Origin of the sequence: Pseudomonas sp. B19125 (assembly GCF_044218855.1) — a bacterium.
GTDB classification, from domain to species: Bacteria; Pseudomonadota; Gammaproteobacteria; order Pseudomonadales; family Pseudomonadaceae; genus Aquipseudomonas; species Aquipseudomonas edaphica.
Genome location: NZ_CP162589.1, coordinates 1,221,872 through 1,238,844, shown reverse-complemented (window position 1 = coordinate 1,238,844; position 16,973 = coordinate 1,221,872). Strand labels below are relative to the sequence as shown.

The 16,973-nt window shown below is 57.9% G+C and carries 12 protein-coding genes; 8 read left to right on the top strand and 4 right to left on the bottom strand.

Annotation, left to right across the window (positions count from 1 at the left end):
• Window positions 1-52 precede the first annotated feature (52 nt).
• The 4 genes from AB4P96_RS05600 to AB4P96_RS05585 all read right to left on the bottom strand — a co-directional run bounded on the left by AB4P96_RS05600 (window position 53) and on the right by AB4P96_RS05585 (window position 8,198).
• Window positions 53-1,159, bottom strand: coding sequence for a hypothetical protein (locus tag AB4P96_RS05600; RefSeq protein ID WP_395600593.1), 1,107 nt, complete (start codon window positions 1,157-1,159; stop codon window positions 53-55).
• 487 nt (window positions 1,160-1,646) lie between these two features.
• On the bottom strand, window positions 1,647-2,633 hold the full coding sequence (locus AB4P96_RS05595) for a hypothetical protein (protein WP_395600592.1): 987 nt from the start codon (window positions 2,631-2,633) through the stop codon (window positions 1,647-1,649).
• A gap of 276 nt (window positions 2,634-2,909) precedes the next feature.
• Window positions 2,910-6,116 carry a hypothetical protein gene (locus AB4P96_RS05590; protein WP_395600591.1) on the bottom strand — a complete coding sequence of 1,069 codons (3,207 nt, stop codon included), beginning with the start codon at window positions 6,114-6,116 and terminating at the stop codon, window positions 2,910-2,912.
• A 171-nt stretch (window positions 6,117-6,287) separates the two neighbouring features.
• On the bottom strand, window positions 6,288-8,198 hold the full coding sequence (locus tag AB4P96_RS05585) for a sigma-54-dependent Fis family transcriptional regulator (RefSeq protein ID WP_017136033.1): 1,911 nt from the start codon (window positions 8,196-8,198) through the stop codon (window positions 6,288-6,290).
• A 271-nt stretch (window positions 8,199-8,469) separates the two neighbouring features.
• On the opposite strand from AB4P96_RS05585, the gene AB4P96_RS05580 reads away from it, so the two are divergent.
• The 8 genes from AB4P96_RS05580 (at window position 8,470) to ppa (ending at window position 16,873) form a co-directional block, all read left to right on the top strand.
• Window positions 8,470-9,990 carry an aldehyde dehydrogenase family protein gene (locus tag AB4P96_RS05580; RefSeq protein ID WP_058420203.1) on the top strand — a complete coding sequence of 507 codons (1,521 nt, stop codon included), beginning with the start codon at window positions 8,470-8,472 and terminating at the stop codon, window positions 9,988-9,990.
• A 184-nt stretch (window positions 9,991-10,174) separates the two neighbouring features.
• Window positions 10,175-11,608: an ethanolamine permease gene (gene eat / locus AB4P96_RS05575; protein ID WP_017136030.1), complete on the top strand. Its 1,434-nt coding sequence runs from the start codon at window positions 10,175-10,177 to the stop codon at window positions 11,606-11,608.
• Window positions 11,609-11,672: 64 nt separating this feature from the next.
• Window positions 11,673-13,067, top strand: a complete 1,395-nt coding sequence (locus AB4P96_RS05570; RefSeq protein ID WP_017136029.1) for an ethanolamine ammonia-lyase subunit EutB — start codon at window positions 11,673-11,675, stop codon at window positions 13,065-13,067.
• Entirely contained in the window at window positions 13,064-13,897 is an 834-nt protein-coding gene (eutC, locus tag AB4P96_RS05565; RefSeq protein WP_017136028.1) for an ethanolamine ammonia-lyase subunit EutC, read from the top strand. Before AB4P96_RS05570 ends, eutC begins: the two co-directional genes overlap by 4 nt.
• 92 nt (window positions 13,898-13,989) lie before the next feature.
• A complete protein-coding gene (locus tag AB4P96_RS05560) occupies window positions 13,990-14,448 on the top strand; it encodes an N-acetyltransferase (RefSeq protein WP_099547578.1) in 459 nt (152 codons plus the stop codon).
• Between the two features lie 313 nt (window positions 14,449-14,761).
• Window positions 14,762-15,415: a DedA family protein gene (locus AB4P96_RS05555; RefSeq protein ID WP_099547577.1), complete on the top strand. Its 654-nt coding sequence runs from the start codon at window positions 14,762-14,764 to the stop codon at window positions 15,413-15,415.
• A 6-nt stretch (window positions 15,416-15,421) separates the two neighbouring features.
• A complete protein-coding gene (locus AB4P96_RS05550) occupies window positions 15,422-16,252 on the top strand; it encodes a zinc-dependent peptidase (RefSeq protein WP_395600590.1) in 831 nt (276 codons plus the stop codon).
• Between the two features lie 93 nt (window positions 16,253-16,345).
• Window positions 16,346-16,873, top strand: coding sequence for an inorganic diphosphatase (ppa, locus tag AB4P96_RS05545; protein ID WP_003176323.1), 528 nt, complete (start codon window positions 16,346-16,348; stop codon window positions 16,871-16,873).
• Window positions 16,874-16,973 lie beyond the last annotated feature (100 nt).

Below are 16,973 nucleotides of genomic sequence, written 5' to 3'. Positions count from 1 at the left end.
CGGTCAGCGGGCGAGCGAAATGCGTCTGGCATTTCGCTCGATAGTGCCATCCTCAAGCGATGGCGGGTGCTTGAGTTTTGCGCTGACTGGCTTTCAAAGCAGCGAGCAAACGCAGGTTTTCATAGGCCTCGTCCATGCGCTTGAACTTCTTGTCGATCAGGTCAAGACGCCCTTCTGCATCGGCAGGTATGGGTTCGCCGGGTTTATATGGTTTAAAAATAATTCCGTTCTGCCGGGTGATCTTCTTCAATTGCTGCTCAGAGAACCTGAGTATCTTTTCCAGGTTGCTTAAGCGTGCGTCGTTATCGGTTGGCCAACGTTCACTCTTGGTAAATACACGGTTGTTCTCGCCCAACAGAATCATGACGGTGGAGCCCATGCCCAACAGCTTTATCTCGAAATCATCCAGGCGCTGGTCAATCGTGCCTGACGAATCGGCTGTCGAATCGGGCGTCGAATCAACGTGCTCGGCAGCGTCACCCTTTTTGGGCGGGCTGCTGGCGCCGGGCAAAAACGGTGGCGGCAATACACCAGGGGCGTAAGAAGACTTGATCCGCTCTCCGGCGGCCACGGAGCCTGCATAGGCTGCTACGTTGATCGGCGCGCTGACCATCCCGGTGATACCGGCACTGATAGCCGCATCACGAGCAACGCGCAGGGCGCTTGGCCCGGTATCAATCACACCGGCCTTGACCAGTTTGTCGGCATCAAAAACTCGCTTGGCAGCCTCCGCCACACTGATAGGCGCCTGCTTGCGCAAATTGGCCATCATCAACTCGTCATTGGCCTTGATTTTATTGATCTGCATGACAGTGCTCCCCGCGTCCTTGAACCCACCGCCCTGGGGCTTGGGTGCGGGCCCGGGCTTGCTCGGCGGCGCGGGTTTAGGATCTGGTTTCGGCTTGGGCGGCACTGGCGGACGTGGGCGCGGTGGTAGCGGCGGCGGCCCAGGAGCAGGAGCAGGAGCAGGTGGTGGAGATGGAGGTCTCGGCCCCCTTCCACCTCCCCACTTGAGGTTTTTGCTCTCGATGGCCCCCTTGGTTTGCGACAAAGGCCAATCAGCAGGATCAGCTTTATACGACTCGAGCTGCGCAGCAGGCTGGTCGACGGATACAGGGTGTGAAGCAATGAAAGTGGCCATTGAAGGAATAATGTTCATAGTGTTCACCAGCGTGATTGTTATTGTATGAAAACACTCTAAGCAGTTGCCCTGAATGAGTGGGCACCCCACCCAGTACAGTTCCAGCCAGAGCCTGCCAACACGCCCTGTAAGACAAAGCCGTCTCACGGATGAAGCACAGCGTTAAACTCGACACTTTAAGCGTTCCCACCTACCTTGCTGTTCGAGCTATCTTTTTAGACCTGCACAGCCGCTCAGGCCGGCGCTGCAGCGCACTTTCGTACGCGATGAACGTGTTCATCCCGGCCCAGCACTTCTCTATGCCAATCAATCAGCGCCGATAGCGCTATGCGCAAGATCAGCAGAAACCGGAAGCACTTACATAAGCACGTCATAAAAAATTACTTCACCCGCAAGAAAAGCCCGCACTCTTCAATCAGAGTGCAGGTCAATCAGAGTGCAGGCGTTCAGCGCAGCGTCGACCTCGTTCCCGCCAATCGCCTGACCCGTGACACGCGCCGGCCTACTAGTTGGCACTGCCCGATACTTTCCCCTTTAAGACACCGAACAGTGCCGTCAGGGCCGCCAGCCTGGAATCGATGACAGCTGTGCGGGTCTTTATATCGTCGCTATCACCGCCCGAGGTAGCAGGTTGAAACTTAACGCCGTACTTTTGTGCATCCTTAACCAGTTCGGGCTCGCAATAGTCAAGTATTGCATCGAGAGAATCCAAACGTTCCTCATCGGTTTGCGCTGCCCATTTGTCCGATGGCCCAACATGCCCTTCGCCCCGCAGATTGGCTAAGGTATTGGCCACTTGAAATACACTTGTCTGCTTACGATCGACGAGCTTTCCTTCATCAACGGGGGCGCCCTCAGCAATGGTGACACCCTCAGCAGCGGTGGCACCCTCAGCAACGGGGGTTGCACTGAGGTGAGGCTTAATAGTTTCATTGATAGTTCCGATGGTCACAAAAGCAACTATCGTAACTGGCAAAGTAATCGATGAAGTCACCAGTGCATTTTTATACGCCTTACCCAGCTCAAACTTGGACTCCGCCCCTGAGGCTTTGCTTAAATCCGCTGCATTTTCCTCAAGCGCTCGAGAAGAGAACGGTGGAACCTCTTGCCCATCGACTCGACCCGGTGTGGGCTGACCGAACAACTTGTCACGGGCTTCAGCATCTTTTTGCGTTTGCCACTTTTTCCTGTTCGCTTCTCTATAGTCAGCCACTTGCGAAGCAGTGGCATTTGTATCAGGGGCCTCCCCCGGCTGTCGTTGGCCACTGGCGTGCCCCGGACCTTCGAGGGATGTCACTTGTTTATCAATGAACCCCTGATCAAAACCGTTATTGCTACCGTCTGCGGGTTTGGCCGCTGCCGCGCCCTCTATCTTGGGAGCATCAGGTGTTCTTACAGGGCTAGGCGGCTCGCTTCTGGTCCATCCGCCACTGAAAAAATTCGAAATCTTTGAGCATACCAATGGCCGTTCAACTGCATTTGCAAATATCATAACGTTCTGCCTAATAATTAGTTTTAATTAGAAAGCCATCCATTTCCTTCAGCCATTAGGTGACACAAATACCTCATACAGTTCCAGGCTGTAAAAAAATACGCACCCGCCACTGACCTACAACAACGTCGGCAAAAACGATCCAGGCACACAGGCACAGTGCGTCAGCCGCACGGATACTAAAAATCGCAGCCCGACGACTCAACCAAACGCGAACTTATTAACAACTCAGACGGGCGCGGCGACTTTTTCGCTAAGCCGCGCCCGTTAAAACCATTATGGTTTATCCGAAGGCGTCAGTGCATTCAGCACTCCAAACTGTGCTAACTGAGGGCCAAAGGGTGTATTGGTAACAGTACTGTATGCATACCAAGCGCCCTTTTTAAATAGCGCAACTACTGGCCTGCTTACACCGTCCGACTCCACCTGATAGAAGCCCTTGACAATATCACCCTCCTTGTAATTTCCTGTCACCTCATAAAATCTGTAATTCCCTTTCAGTCGAGCAAGCACCTCATCTGAATGTTTGCGTACCGTCTTTAAATCCTTACCTAAGGCGACTATCCCCCGTTTAAAGTTTTTCGGCAGATCAACGATATCGGTAACCCCCACAGAAGCACCGACCCCTGCAAAAAAAGACCGCTTGAGCACCTTGCCTGCTGACTTACCAAGCTTCAAGGCCCTATTCGCGGCACTTGCCCCAGGGAGAAAAAACCCTAAAAAATCGAACCCGATATTAAAAGCTGCTCCGGCAACATTGCCGTCGATCGCATCTTTAATACCATCATAGAAGGGAATAAGCGAAAGGAGAAAATTGTTGACAGCTTGATTAGCCCTGGTGTTCTTTTCAATCCTCGTTTCACCGAAAAGCTTTGTTTTTAAATAATCATAATCCTTGGTAAAAAAATCACCCACCGCGGCACCCAGCGAACCGTTCCGTTGAGAAAAATACGGCGTTCTTGCTTCACCGATTACATCAGGCGAATCACGCTCATTATTGGTGGCAAATTCTGTAAACACATTGTACGTGCCAGGGACTCGTGCCTCGTAACCCGGAGAAAAATACCTGCGATCGTCAAAATTTGGCTGCTCTGCCGGCACTCCCTTTTCCTTAACAATTTTTCCCAGGGCTGGAAAATAACTAAAGTACTCAACCGCCCCCTCCCCGTCCTCAACTTTCATAAGCAAGCCTTGCCCCCCTTCGAACTCTTTGAGTTCGTGTGGAGTGGGCTTTCGGGGTTGGCGCCCGGGGTAAAGCTGTAGGTTGTTCGTTTCCTCTGTGCCCAAAAAAGGACGAGACACTCGCATGAACGTTACAGTTGATTGACTTATACGCTCCTGTTCAGCCATAGACAGCAAAGACGCCTGATATTTGAACTGAATAGCCCACCCCGCAGCCTGAGTCTTTTTATAGCCTTCAAACTTCTCAGCAAACGTTTGGCCGATATTGTTATCAAGCTCAGAAAAGCGAGACTTCATCTGCGTCCAAGGCAACTCTTTTTCATCACGTGACTTCCACCTGTCTGGCTCAAAAGGCTTCGTCATATAGACATCAAGTGGCGATACGATATAACGGCTATCCATGACACTGCATAAGGTTGTCTTCGTCGGATCAACATCCGGGTACACCCGTTTGAACTCAGACAGCGCCTCCGACTCCCGCGTCGGTGGCGGCTTCAATAACTCAGTGCGTGCCCATTCCAGCTCCCTTTTCTGCTTTTTTAACACGCGCTGTGATTGCTCAACTTCCTCAGGCGTATATTGACCGTCGGGGCTGTATTTTATCACCTTGTTAGCGACCCCCCACGCCCTAAGCGGATTGATCGACATGCTTGCTAACGCGTCCTCATCCTCAAGGATATTAAGTTGCACATCGGCATAGTCCACTATTTGACGAAACGTCATGTTTCCCGATGCGCCGCCGCGATCTTCCTGCTCTACCAGTGCAACCGCTATTGAAAATTCCGCCCACGTATAAGACCCAAAAACAAGTTCGGGAGGAATATTTTTTACTTTGAGTTCAGGGGCGACGGCGGACAGTAATAGCTGCGCAGCAAGAGGGGCCACATCCGCGCCCAGCTTAGTTTCAAGATAAGTCGTAAAACGTTTAACAATCTCAGAAGCGCTAGCCCCCATATTGTCGCGTTGATAGAGGTTATAACCCGCCACGTTGAAGCATGACTTATCCGGGTTAGGATCAAGGTCCTGCAAGAGTGCCGCAGTCAATGCCTCAATCGCACCGGTCGGCGACTCTGCTGAGCTGATTCTTTTTTGTATGTCCAGTCCCAACGTCTGTGCATCGGTCGTCCGAATGAGCTGGTCCAATGCCAATGAGGGATTGTCCAGAATCATCTTCTGGGCAGGCGCCCCAGGCCTGTTCATCAGGCTACGTATAAAACTGCCGGCTCCTGCGTGAGAATCAGGAGCCGGGCTTGCATGTTTCAACTTCCACGGATCCACTACCGCCTTCATCTTGCGCAACGCGGTTTTATTCAGCAGTCCCGCAATATGCCTGACGCCCCCACCGTCGGCCCCAGGCATCCGATGGGCAAGGTCAAAGGAGAGTGCGTTCGCCAAGCCAAGCGCCTGCGCACGGTTGCCAGGTAGCTTATGCCCCTTATTTTCGAGCATCTGAGCAACACTTATCTCCCGGCGCTGCTCCTCGATAAATAAACTTGAACGTCGGTCAATCGGGACCATAACGTTATTCAGATCTATTTTCCCTTCAGCATCGTCTACCTGGGCGTTCAGCGCCGCGATAAGTGCATGACGATTAGCGTCATCACCCAGCGCCTTGCCCTGCTCCACTAACGCCTCGACAGATCGCTGGGACGCATGACCCACAGGTGCGAACTCAAACGCTGACCCGGCCCTCAGTTTCTCTCGATGCGCGGCGGCTTGCGAAGGGGAGAGATCGATAGGTTCTGCGTAAAATCGACCCACCGTGTACAGCGGCACCTTACCGTCCGGCCAAGGATAACTGAACGCCTGCCCAGGCTTTGGAGCGATCACCCTGGCAATCGACAACAGCACCCTGGAGATGTCCGACCAACCCGAATTGTCTTCTAAGGAAAAAGTGTGGATCTTGCCATTTACAATTCCCGTCAATTCCCCGGCGAACGGATCCACTTTGAGGCTTTTGCTATCAAGGCCCTGTTCTTTCGCCCACGATAAAAACCCCCGGCTTTTAAAGGCGTCGTCCAATTGGGTCCGCCAACGACCGAGTGTGGACTGCGCAGGCACTTGAACATCCATTGGCCCCATTGAGGTGTGAAAGGAGCGCGTCGCTAATGCTAACGCGTAGGGCCTCGCCAACTGAGCGTCAGCCACCGCCCGGGTTTCGGGGGTGTCAGGCACCTGAGCATCCGTGTTGCGTTCATCATGTGCTTTATCGGTGCTAACCCTGGCGCCAGCCGCAGGAGGCTCATCGGCCCCTGTACTGGATAAGATGGGTGATACTTTTACTGCTTCAATATTTGTCATTTCCACACCCGAACCCGAATAAAAACAAGTAACTATTCAGAGACTGAGTGGCTCACAACTATACAAATCACACAAAAAACATCAGGCAAGGTTTATCCAAACGTTTCAACCCACTTCTCTCATGGGCGACTAAAAGCGGGCACTATGAGGGCTGCAGTAACAACGCGCAGATCACGCGTGTGAACAACGTTCAATTCCGTGCCGGCGTAACTTCCTGTAAAGCGTATTCCGGCTAACGCCTAAACTTTCTGCCGTGCGGGACATGTGCCAATGTTGCTGTTTGAGTGCATTGAGTAACGCTACGCGCTCTGCATCGTCCAGAACGCCCCCCTGACGGGGATCTAAAGCCCTCACGGGGCGCGGTTGGCGAATGATGGGCGGCAGGTCTTCAACGCTGATTTTCCCGTCCTCGCACAACGCCGCCAAAGTACGCAACACGTTGCGCAATTGCCGAATGTTTCCCGGCCAGGCGTAGTCCAGCAGAGCGCGGCGCGCTGGCTCATCAAGCACCACCGCTTGCCCTGCGGCTTCCTCCGCCAGCAAAAACGCCAGTAATTGCGCTTTGTCGCTACGGTCGCGCAAGGGCGGCACGGCAATCTCAAGGCCGTTGAGGCGATAGTAAAGGTCTTCGCGGAAGCTACCGTCGGCAACACGCGCTAACAGGTCGCGGTGGGTCGCGCTGATGATTCTGACGTCCACCGCCTGCGGCGCGCCCCCGATGGGCACCACCACGCGGTCTTCCAGCACCCTTAAAAGACGGGTTTGCAACGCGAAAGGCATGTCGCCTATCTCATCGAGAAACAGGGTGCCGCCATCGGCCTGCTGTAATTTACCGCGCATGCCTTCTTTCAGCGCGCCGGTAAAGCTGCCGCCGCGATAACCGAACAACTCGCTTTCAATCAGGTTTTCCGGGATGGCGGCGCAATTAAGCGCAACGAAAGCCTTGTCGGCGCGCTGGCTGGCTTGATGCACCGCCTTGGCGAAGGCTTCTTTACCACAGCCGGTTTCGCCGTTGATCAACAGGGGCACGTCGCGCTCGAATACCCTGAGGGCCTTGCGAAAATCACTCTGTAACACCGGGTCGCCGAGGCAGATGCCCGGCAGGCGCGGTGCCTCGGGCTTGGCCATCGGCGCCGGCGGTGTACTCCGTGCCTGACCACGCAACGCAGCGAACAAATGCCGGCCATCGCGCGTACGCAACGGCCAGCTGGCGGTGGCATTGGCACTGGCGCGGCCGAGCAACTGGTCCAGCGAGCATTCGAAAAACGCTTCCACCGGCTGCCCCAGCAAACCGCCCCGCGCCTGGCCCAGCAGGTTCAGGGCGCTCTGGTTGACCGCACAGATACGTCCGTCACCGTCGAAGGCCAGCAGCCCTTCGCTGAACAACCCCACAGATTCCGCCTGCAAGTGAAAGCGCAGCAGCCAGTGCTTTTCAAAATGGCGCAGGAAGTAACAACTTTCGATCATCTTGGCCGACAAGTTCACCAGCGCCATGGTGTGGAACTGGCTTTGGCGCGACACCGCCTCACGTGCAGAAGACACATCCAGCACGGCCAGCAGTTCTCCATGGGGATCGAACACCGGGCTCGCTGAGCAGGTCAGACCGGTGTGGCGGCCACGAAAATGCTCATCGCGGTGAATGGTCAGCGACTGGCGCTCCACCAGGCAGGTGCCGATGCCATTGGTGCCCTCGCACGCCTCGCTCCAGTCGGCCCCCAGCCATAGCCCCGCACGCTCGAACACCTTGCGCTCGGCCGGCGCGGTAACGCAGTTGAGGATCACCCCACGCGCATCGGTGAGCAGCACCGCATGGCCGGCGCCGGAAAGTTGTTGATGCAGGCTGTTCATCTCACTGCCGGCAATGCGCAGCACTTGCTGCAAGCGCTCGCGACTTTCCAGCAGGCGCCCGTGTTCCAGCACGGTGGGCGCCATGGTCAGCGCGGGGTCGAGGTGATAGTCCTCAAGGCACCGCAACCAGGACCGGGCGATGGACGGGTCGCTGCCGGGGCCGTGGGCGAGGTCTTGCCCGCGGGTGACGGTGAGGACCTGTTGAGCATGGCGACTGAAATGATCGTTGTGCATGTTCTTATTATTCTCCCTGCGTGAGAGCAGCCAGCATCCCCCAGCCATCCGGCCATTGCAATCCCGCGCCGACCCACCGGTCACAGGGTGTATCGCTTATGGCACAAACTGTCACACCGACTGTGCCAGCCTTGTCACCGCAACACCTCGCAACAAAGCTCAAACCCTTGATTTAACAGGTGTGTAAAGCGATGGCCCAACCTTTGCTCTACGCTTTATCACGCGCAACACCGCTGTACTCCAATAAACATAAAAGCAGGAGATACCCACCATGCGTTACGCACATCCCGGCACCGAAGGCTCGATCGTTTCCTTCAAGGCCAAGTACGGCAACTTCATCGGCGGCGAGTTCGTTGCGCCGGTGGACGGCAACTATTTCACTAACACCTCGCCGGTCAACGGCAAGCCCATCGCCGAATTCCCGCGCTCCACTGCCAAAGACATCGACAAGGCACTGGATGCCGCCCACGCCGCCGCTGACGCCTGGGGCAAGACCTCGGCCCAGGACCGCTCGCTGGTGCTGCTGAAAATCGCCGACCGCATCGAACAGAACCTCGAACTGCTGGCCATCACCGAGACCTGGGACAACGGCAAGGCCGTGCGTGAAACCCTCAACGCCGACATCCCGCTGGCCGCTGACCACTTCCGCTATTTCGCCGGTTGCATCCGCGCCCAGGAAGGCACCAGCGCCGAGATCAACGAACTTACCGCGTCCTACCACTTCCACGAGCCGCTGGGTGTGGTCGGCCAGATCATCCCGTGGAACTTCCCGCTGCTGATGGCCGCGTGGAAACTCGCACCGGCCCTGGCCGCCGGTAACTGCGTGGTGCTTAAACCGGCCGAGCAAACCCCGCTGGGCATCAACGTGCTGATGGAGCTGATCGGCGACCTGCTGCCGCCTGGCGTGCTGAACGTGGTGCACGGCTTCGGTAAAGAAGCGGGCGAAGCCCTGGCCACCAGCAAGCGCATCGCCAAGATCGCCTTCACCGGCTCCACGCCGGTGGGCTCGCACATCATGCACGCGGCGGCCGAGAACATTATTCCGTCCACCGTCGAGCTGGGCGGCAAGTCGCCGAACATCTTCTTTGCCGACATCATGAAAGCCGAACCTTCGTTTATCGAAAAAGCCGCCGAAGGCCTGGTGCTGGCGTTCTTTAACCAAGGCGAAGTGTGCACCTGCCCATCCCGTGCGCTGGTTGAAGAGTCAATCTACGACGACTTCATGAAAGTAGTGATGAAGAAGGTCGAGCAGATCAAACGCGGCGACCCGCTGGACACCGACACCATGGTCGGCGCCCAGGCGTCCGAGCAGCAGTTCGACAAGATCCTGTCCTACCTGGAAATCGCCAAGGGCGAAGGCGCGCAACTGCTCACCGGCGGCAAGGTTGAGCAACTGACCGGCGACATGGCCGGTGGTTATTACATCCAGCCGACGCTGCTCAAGGGCACCAATGAGATGCGCGTGTTCCAGGAAGAAATCTTCGGCCCGGTGGTGAGCATCACCACCTTCAAGGACGAAGCCGAAGCCCTGGCGATTGCCAACGACACCGAGTTCGGCCTCGGCGCCGGCGTGTGGACCCGCGACATCAACCGCGCCTACCGCATGGGCCGCGCGATCAAGGCGGGCCGCGTGTGGACCAACTGCTACCACCTGTACCCGGCGCATGCCGCGTTTGGTGGCTACAAGAAGTCCGGCGTGGGCCGTGAGACCCACAAGATGATGTTGGATCACTACCAGCAGACCAAGAACCTGCTGGTGAGCTACGACATTAATCCGTTGGGCTTTTTCTAACCCTCCCCGATCGTTCCCACGCTCTGCGTGGGAATGCCGCCTGGGACGCTCCGCGTCCCGATGTCTGCACAAGGCTCAAGCCGGGTGCAAGGTGACGCAGAGCGTCACGGGATGCATTCCCACGCAGAGCGTGGGAACGATCTCGCTTGCTACACACAATAATAACAACGGACGGTACTTCCCCATGCCTAGCGAACCCACTGGCTCTTCCGTCGACTTCGAAAAAGTCGGCACCGACTATTTCCAACAACGCGAACTGAAAAAAGGCGCCGCCGGCTGGGTGCTGCTGGTCGGCCTTGGCGTTGCCTATGTGATCTCCGGCGACTACGCCGGTTGGAACTTCGGCCTGGCCCAGGGCGGCTGGGGCGGCATGTTCCTCGCCACCTTGCTCATGGCCACCATGTACCTGTGCATGTGTTTCTCCCTGGCCGAACTGTCTTCCATGATTCCTACCGCCGGCGGTGGCTACGGCTTTGCCCGCAGCGCCTTCGGCCCTTGGGGCGGGTTCCTCACGGGCACCGCCATCCTGATCGAATATGCCATCGCGCCCGCCGCCATCGCGGTGTTTATCGGCGCCTATTGCGAGTCGTTGTTCGGCATCGGCGGCTGGATGATTTACCTGGCGTTCTACATCATCTTTATCGGCATCCACATCTTTGGCGTGGGTGAAGCCTTGAAGCTGATGTTTGTGATCACCGCCGTCGCTGCGATTGCCTTGGGTGTGTTCCTGGTGTCGATGGTGCCGCACTTCAACGTCGCCAACTTGCTCGACATGCCGGTGACCGAGGCCAAGGGCGCCAGCACCTTCCTGCCGTTTGGCTATGTTGGCGTGTGGGCGGCGATTCCCTACGCGATCTGGTTTTTCCTCGCCGTCGAAGGCGTGCCCCTGGCCGCCGAAGAAACCAAGAACCCCAAGCGCGACCTGCCCCGCGGATTGATCGGCGCCATTGTGGTGCTGACCAGTTTTGCCCTGTTGATTCTGGTGATTGCGCCCGGCGGCGCCGGCACCTACGCGCTGATCAAATCGGGTAACCCGCTGGTTGAAGCACTGGCGTTGTCGTACGGCGGCTCGACCTGGATGGGCAGCTTCGTCAATCTGGTTGGCCTGGCCGGGCTGATCGCGAGCTTTTTCTCGATTATCTACGCCTATTCGCGGCAGATCTTTGCCTTGTCCCGTGCCGGCTACCTGCCGCGCAAGCTGTCGCAGACCAACAAAAGCAAAGCGCCGGTGCTGGCGTTGGTAATCCCCGGCATCATCGGTTTTGGCCTGTCGCTGACGGGCCAGGGTGATTTGCTGATTCTGGTGGCGGTGTTCGGCGCGACCATTTCCTACGTACTGATGATGGCCGCGCACATCACCTTGCGCATCCGCCGCCCCAAAATGGACCGCCCGTACCGCACGCCGGGTGGCATTTTCACTTCCGGCATCGCCCTGATACTGGCCTGCGTGGCCGTGGTAGCGGGCTTTCTGGTGGACCCACGGGTGGTGATTGGCGCTGCGATCATCTATGGAGTATTAATTGCTTACTTTGCTTTCTACAGCCGGCATCACTTGGTAGCAGGCACGCCCGAAGAGGAATTCGCGGCGATCCAGGCCGCAGAGGCCGCCTTACACTAACTGCCGTAAACCTCGATGCGGACGCCTTACTCACGGGCAGCCCGCGTCGCCAAGGAGACACTGTATGGCAAGCTTTACCCACGCGGTAGGTACTCAGACCTACCGCTTCGACAGCCTCAAGGACGTGATGGCCAAGGCCAGCCCGGCGCGTTCCGGCGACTTCCTGGCCGGTGTGGCGGCGCAAAACGACGGCGAGCGCGTCGCGGCGCAAATGGCGCTGGCCAATATCCCGTTGAAACACTTCCTCGAAGAAGTGCTGATCCCCTACGAAAGCGACGAAGTCACCCGGCTGATCATCGACACCCACGATAAACAGGCGTTCAGCGCCGTCAGCCACCTGACCGTCGGTGGCCTGCGCGACTGGTTGCTCAGCGATGCGGCCGACGAACATTCCCTGCGTGCCTTGGCGCCCGGGCTGACCCCGGAGATGGCCGCCGCCGTCTCCAAAATCATGCGTGTGCAGGACCTGGTGCTGGTGGCGCAGAAGATTCGCGTGGTCACCCAGTTTCGCGGCACCATGGGCCTGCGCGGGCGGTTGTCGACCCGCCTGCAACCCAACCACCCGACGGATGAACCGGCGGGCATCGCCGCCAGCATTCTCGACGGCCTGCTCTACGGCAACGGCGACGCCATGATCGGCATCAACCCGGCCACCGACAGCATCGCCTCGATCTGCGCCATGCTGGAGATGCTTGACGCGATCATCCAGCGCTACGAAATCCCCACCCAAGCCTGCGTGCTGACCCACGTGACCACCTCCATCGAGGCCATCAACCGTGGCGTGCCGCTGGACCTGGTGTTTCAGTCAATTGCCGGCACCGAGGCGGCCAACGCCAGTTTCGGCATCAGCCTGAGCGTGCTGCAAGAAGGCTACGAAGCGGGTTTGAGCCTGAATCGCGGCACCTTGGGCCAGAACCTGATGTACTTCGAAACCGGCCAGGGCAGTGCCTTGTCGGCCAACGCGCACTTTGGCGTCGACCAGCAAACCTGTGAAACCCGCGCCTACGCCGTGGCGCGGCATTTCAAGCCGTTTTTGGTCAACACGGTTGTAGGCTTTATCGGCCCGGAGTACCTGTACAACGGCAAGCAGATCATCCGCGCCGGCCTCGAAGACCACTTCTGCGGCAAGCTGCTCGGCGTGCCGATGGGCTGTGATATCTGCTACACCAACCACGCCGAGGCCGACCAGGATGATATGGACACGCTGCTGACCCTGCTGGGCGTGGCCGGGATCAACTTCATCATGGGCATCCCCGGCTCCGACGACATCATGCTCAACTACCAGACCACCTCGTTCCATGACGCCCTGTACGCTCGGCAAACATTGGGTTTAAAGCCGGCGCCGGAGTTTGAGCAGTGGCTGGCGAAAATGGGCATCTTCACCCAAGCCGACGGCAAGGTGCATTTCGGCAACAGCCTGCCACCGGCGTTTCGCCACGCCTTGAAGCAATTAGGATGAAGGAGCCGCCTGTGCAACTCGACCTGCCTGACAACCCGTGGCTGGAACTGCGCCGCCTCACGCCTGCGCGCATTGCCCTGGGCCGCACCGGCACCAGCATCCCCACCAACGCGCAGCTGGATTTTCAATTCGCCCACGCCCAGGCACGCGATGCGGTACACCTGCCCTTCGACCATGCGGGCCTGAGCAGCCAAATGGCCGAGCGCGGGCGTGACAGCCTGTTGCTGCACAGCGCTGCGGTGGACCGGCACATGTACCTGCAACGCCCGGATTTGGGCCGACGCCTGAGTGATGAGTCAGCCCAGAGCCTGCGCGACTATGCCGCCGCCAACCCAGGTGGCGTGGATTTGGCCGTGGTGGTGGCCGATGGCCTGTCGGCGCTGGCGGTGCATAAACATACGCTGCCGTTTCTTACACGCATGGAGGAACAGACCCAGGCTGAAGGCTGGTCTTTATCGCCAGTGATTCTGGTGGAGCAAGGCCGCGTGGCGGTGGCCGATGAAGTCGGCCAATTGCTCGGGGCCAAGATGGTGGTGATTCTGATCGGCGAACGACCGGGGCTCAGCTCGCCGGACAGCCTGGGGCTGTATTTCACCTACAACCCCAAGGTCGGACTCACCGATGCCTACCGCAACTGCATCTCCAACGTACGACTGGAGGGCCTGAGTTACGGCATGGCCGCCCATCGCCTGCTTTATTTGATGAAAGAGGCGTGTCGTCGGCAGCTGTCGGGGGTCAACCTCAAGGACGAGGCGCAGGTTCAGACCATTGAATCAGATGATCCAGACCTGATGAAAGGCAATTTCCTGCTCAGCCCACCCAATGACTGATAGCTGCACGATTGCGCTTTTTTGCGTCATTAGGCAGCATCGAGTCACGGCCGCTTGTGTGGTCATACCCCATTTGGAAGTTGAGGCCTGGCATGCGGATTACTCAAGCGACCCTGGAACACCTGGACCTGCTGACCCCGTTGTTCGTCAAGTACCGTGAGTTTTATGGCGCGCTGCCCTTCCCGGATTCGTCGCGGGCCTTTCTGGAAAAGCGCCTGCGCCGCAAGGAGTCGGTGATCTACCTGGCCCTGGCGGATGATGACGACAAAAGGTTGCTGGGATTCTGCCAGCTGTACCCGAGCTTTTCGTCGCTGTCGCTTAAACGCGTGTGGATCCTCAACGACATCTACGTGGCCGAAGATGCCCGCCGGCAGTTGGTGGCCGACAACCTCATACGCACCGCGAAGAAGATGGCCAAGGAGACCCAGGCCGTGCGGCTGCGGGTGTCGACCAGCAGTGACAATGAAGTGGCGCAGAAGACCTATGAGTCGATCGGCTTTCGGGAAGATACGGAGTTCAAGAACTACGTGCTGCCGATCAGTGAGGACTGAGAAAACACCAGCGCTCCACTGTGGGAGCTGGCTTGCCTGCGAAAGCGAATTATCAGCGGATGCATCATTTGCTGGCCCACCGCTATCGCAGGCAAGCCAGCTCCCACATTTACATCTGAGCAACATTTAGGTCGGTGTGGGGCCTTGCTACCAGCGACACTCCCCGCTACAAAACCAACACGCTTTTCACCTCTTAATCCGTATAATGCGGACCTCTCAGAGTTGTAAGAATCGCGACATAACCTTGTAGCCTAACTTACCCGTAGCTTCCGCACAGGCCCGCTGAGTCGGGCCATTCACACAGGTGCCATCCATGGATTTCAACCCGCTCGACCTTATTCTGCATCTCGACGTGTACCTCGACATGCTGGTAAGAAACTACGGAGTGTGGATATACGCCATTCTGTTCCTGGTTATCTTTTGCGAAACCGGTTTGGTGGTCATGCCCTTCCTGCCCGGTGACTCCTTGCTGTTTATCGCCGGCGCCGTCGCCGCAGGCGGCGGCATGGACCCGGTCCTGCTGGGCGGCCTGCTAATGCTGGCAGCCATCCTCGGCGACAGTACCAACTACGTGATCGGACGAACGGCCGGGGAACGCTTGTTCAGCAACCCGAATTCGAAAATCTTCCGCCGCGACTACCTGCAAAAAACCCACGACTTCTACGACAAGCACGGCGGTAAAACCGTGACCCTGGCGCGCTTCCTGCCGATCCTGCGCACCTTTGCGCCATTCGTGGCCGGTATCGCCAAAATGCCTTACCCGCGCTTCTTTGGGTTCAGCGTGTTCGGCACCGTCCTGTGGGTTGGCGGCCTGGTCACCCTGGGTTACTTCTTCGGCAACGTGCCGTTTATCAAAAAGAACCTCTCGCTGCTGGTGGTGTTCATCATCCTGCTGTCGCTGGTGCCAATGATCATCGGCGTGGTCCGCAGCCGTTTCGGCCGCAGTTCCGAAGCCAAGCCGCAGTAACCCGCGATGTGGTCCCTCAGCGCCTGGCGTCGCCGGCGCCTGCTGGCCAAGCACCCGATTGCCGATGACACCTGGCAGCGGGTGCGCCACCACCTGACCTTCCTCGACGGCATCAGCGCCGAGCAGGACCAGTGGCTGCGCGAAGCCTGCGTGGTGTTCCTGAATGAAAAGCACCTCACCGCCCTGCCCGGCGTCGAGCTGCATCAGGAACAGCGCCTGCTGCTCGCCGCCCAGGCACAATTGCCGTTGATGAACCTGGGCGACCTCGACTGGTATCAGGGCTTTCACGAAATCGTGCTGTACCCCGACGACTTCCTCAGCCCCCAGCGCCATCGCGATGCCAGCGGCGTCGAGCACGAGTGGGACGGTGAGCACAGCGGCGAAGCCTGGCAGCAAGGCCCGGTGATCCTCGCCTGGCCCGGCGTACTGGCCAGCGGCCAGTGGGAAGGCTACAACCTGGTGATCCACGAGCTGGCGCACAAGCTGGACATGCTCAACGGCGACGCCAACGGCCTGCCGCCGCTGCACCACGACATGCGCGTGCAGGAATGGGCCAGCGTGATGCAAAGCGCCTTTGACAACCTCAACCGCCAACTGGATGCCAACCCGGACGCCGAGACCGACATCGACCCCTACGCCGCCGAAAACCCGGCGGAGTTCTTTGCCGTCACCAGTGAGTATTTCTTCAGTGCCCCGGATTTACTGGTCGGCACTTACCCCCAGGTGTACGCGCAACTGAGCCGCTTCTATCGCCAGGACCCGCTGGCCCGCCTGCACCAACTGCAAACCGGCGATGCCCGCTACCAGACTGAACCGCTGGCGCCACACGACGTCTGACGCATGGCATCGGCGTCAGAATATGCCTATAATCGCCGCCACTTTTAGGCCAATCCGGCCATGTTTCATGGCCAACTACGGGGGCACCGCCCAATGAGCTACAGCAAGATTCCGGCTGGCAAAGACCTGCCGAACGACATCTACGTCGCCATCGAAATTCCGGCCAACCACGCGCCGATCAAATACGAAATCGACAAAGACAGCGACTGCCTGTTCGTTGACCGTTTCATGGCCACCCCGATGTTCTACCCGGCCAACTACGGTTTTATCCCTAACACCCTGGCTGATGACGGTGATCCCCTCGACGTGCTGGTAGTAACCCCTTACCCGGTTACCCCAGGCTCGGTGATTCGCGCGCGCCCAGTCGGCATCCTGAACATGACCGACGACGGCGGTGGTGATGCCAAAGTTATCGCGGTGCCACACGACAAGCTGTCCCAGCTGTACGTGGACGTGAAGGAATACACCGACCTGCCGCCACTGCTGCTGGAACAGATCAAGCACTTCTTCGAGAACTACAAAGACCTCGAAAAAGGCAAATGGGTGAAGATCGACGGTTGGGGCAACGCAGACGCCGCCCGCGCCGAGATCATGAAGTCGGTCGCTGCCTACAAAGGCTGATACCCGCTCCTCATTGCCCCGGCAATCAAAAAAGCCCCGACGATTCGGGGCTTTTTTGTGGGAAAAATTAAACGCCAAGTTCAATGTTTAATTCGCAACG

What these genes read in the sequence shown, in the direction of transcription:
- AB4P96_RS05600 (WP_395600593.1), bottom strand. Translation starts at nt 1,159, where the DNA reads ATGAACATTATTCCTTCAATGGCCACTTTCATTGCTTCACACCCTGTA.
- AB4P96_RS05595 (WP_395600592.1), bottom strand. Translation starts at nt 2,633, where the DNA reads ATGATATTTGCAAATGCAGTTGAACGGCCATTGGTATGCTCAAAGATT.
- AB4P96_RS05590 (WP_395600591.1), bottom strand. Translation starts at nt 6,116, where the DNA reads ATGACAAATATTGAAGCAGTAAAAGTATCACCCATCTTATCCAGTACA.
- AB4P96_RS05585 (WP_017136033.1), bottom strand. Translation starts at nt 8,198, where the DNA reads ATGCACAACGATCATTTCAGTCGCCATGCTCAACAGGTCCTCACCGTC.
- AB4P96_RS05580 (WP_058420203.1), top strand. Translation starts at nt 8,470, where the DNA reads ATGCGTTACGCACATCCCGGCACCGAAGGCTCGATCGTTTCCTTCAAG.
- eat (WP_017136030.1), top strand. Translation starts at nt 10,175, where the DNA reads ATGCCTAGCGAACCCACTGGCTCTTCCGTCGACTTCGAAAAAGTCGGC.
- AB4P96_RS05570 (WP_017136029.1), top strand. Translation starts at nt 11,673, where the DNA reads ATGGCAAGCTTTACCCACGCGGTAGGTACTCAGACCTACCGCTTCGAC.
- eutC (WP_017136028.1), top strand. Translation starts at nt 13,064, where the DNA reads ATGAAGGAGCCGCCTGTGCAACTCGACCTGCCTGACAACCCGTGGCTG.
- AB4P96_RS05560 (WP_099547578.1), top strand. Translation starts at nt 13,990, where the DNA reads ATGCGGATTACTCAAGCGACCCTGGAACACCTGGACCTGCTGACCCCG.
- AB4P96_RS05555 (WP_099547577.1), top strand. Translation starts at nt 14,762, where the DNA reads ATGGATTTCAACCCGCTCGACCTTATTCTGCATCTCGACGTGTACCTC.
- AB4P96_RS05550 (WP_395600590.1), top strand. Translation starts at nt 15,422, where the DNA reads ATGTGGTCCCTCAGCGCCTGGCGTCGCCGGCGCCTGCTGGCCAAGCAC.
- ppa (WP_003176323.1), top strand. Translation starts at nt 16,346, where the DNA reads ATGAGCTACAGCAAGATTCCGGCTGGCAAAGACCTGCCGAACGACATC.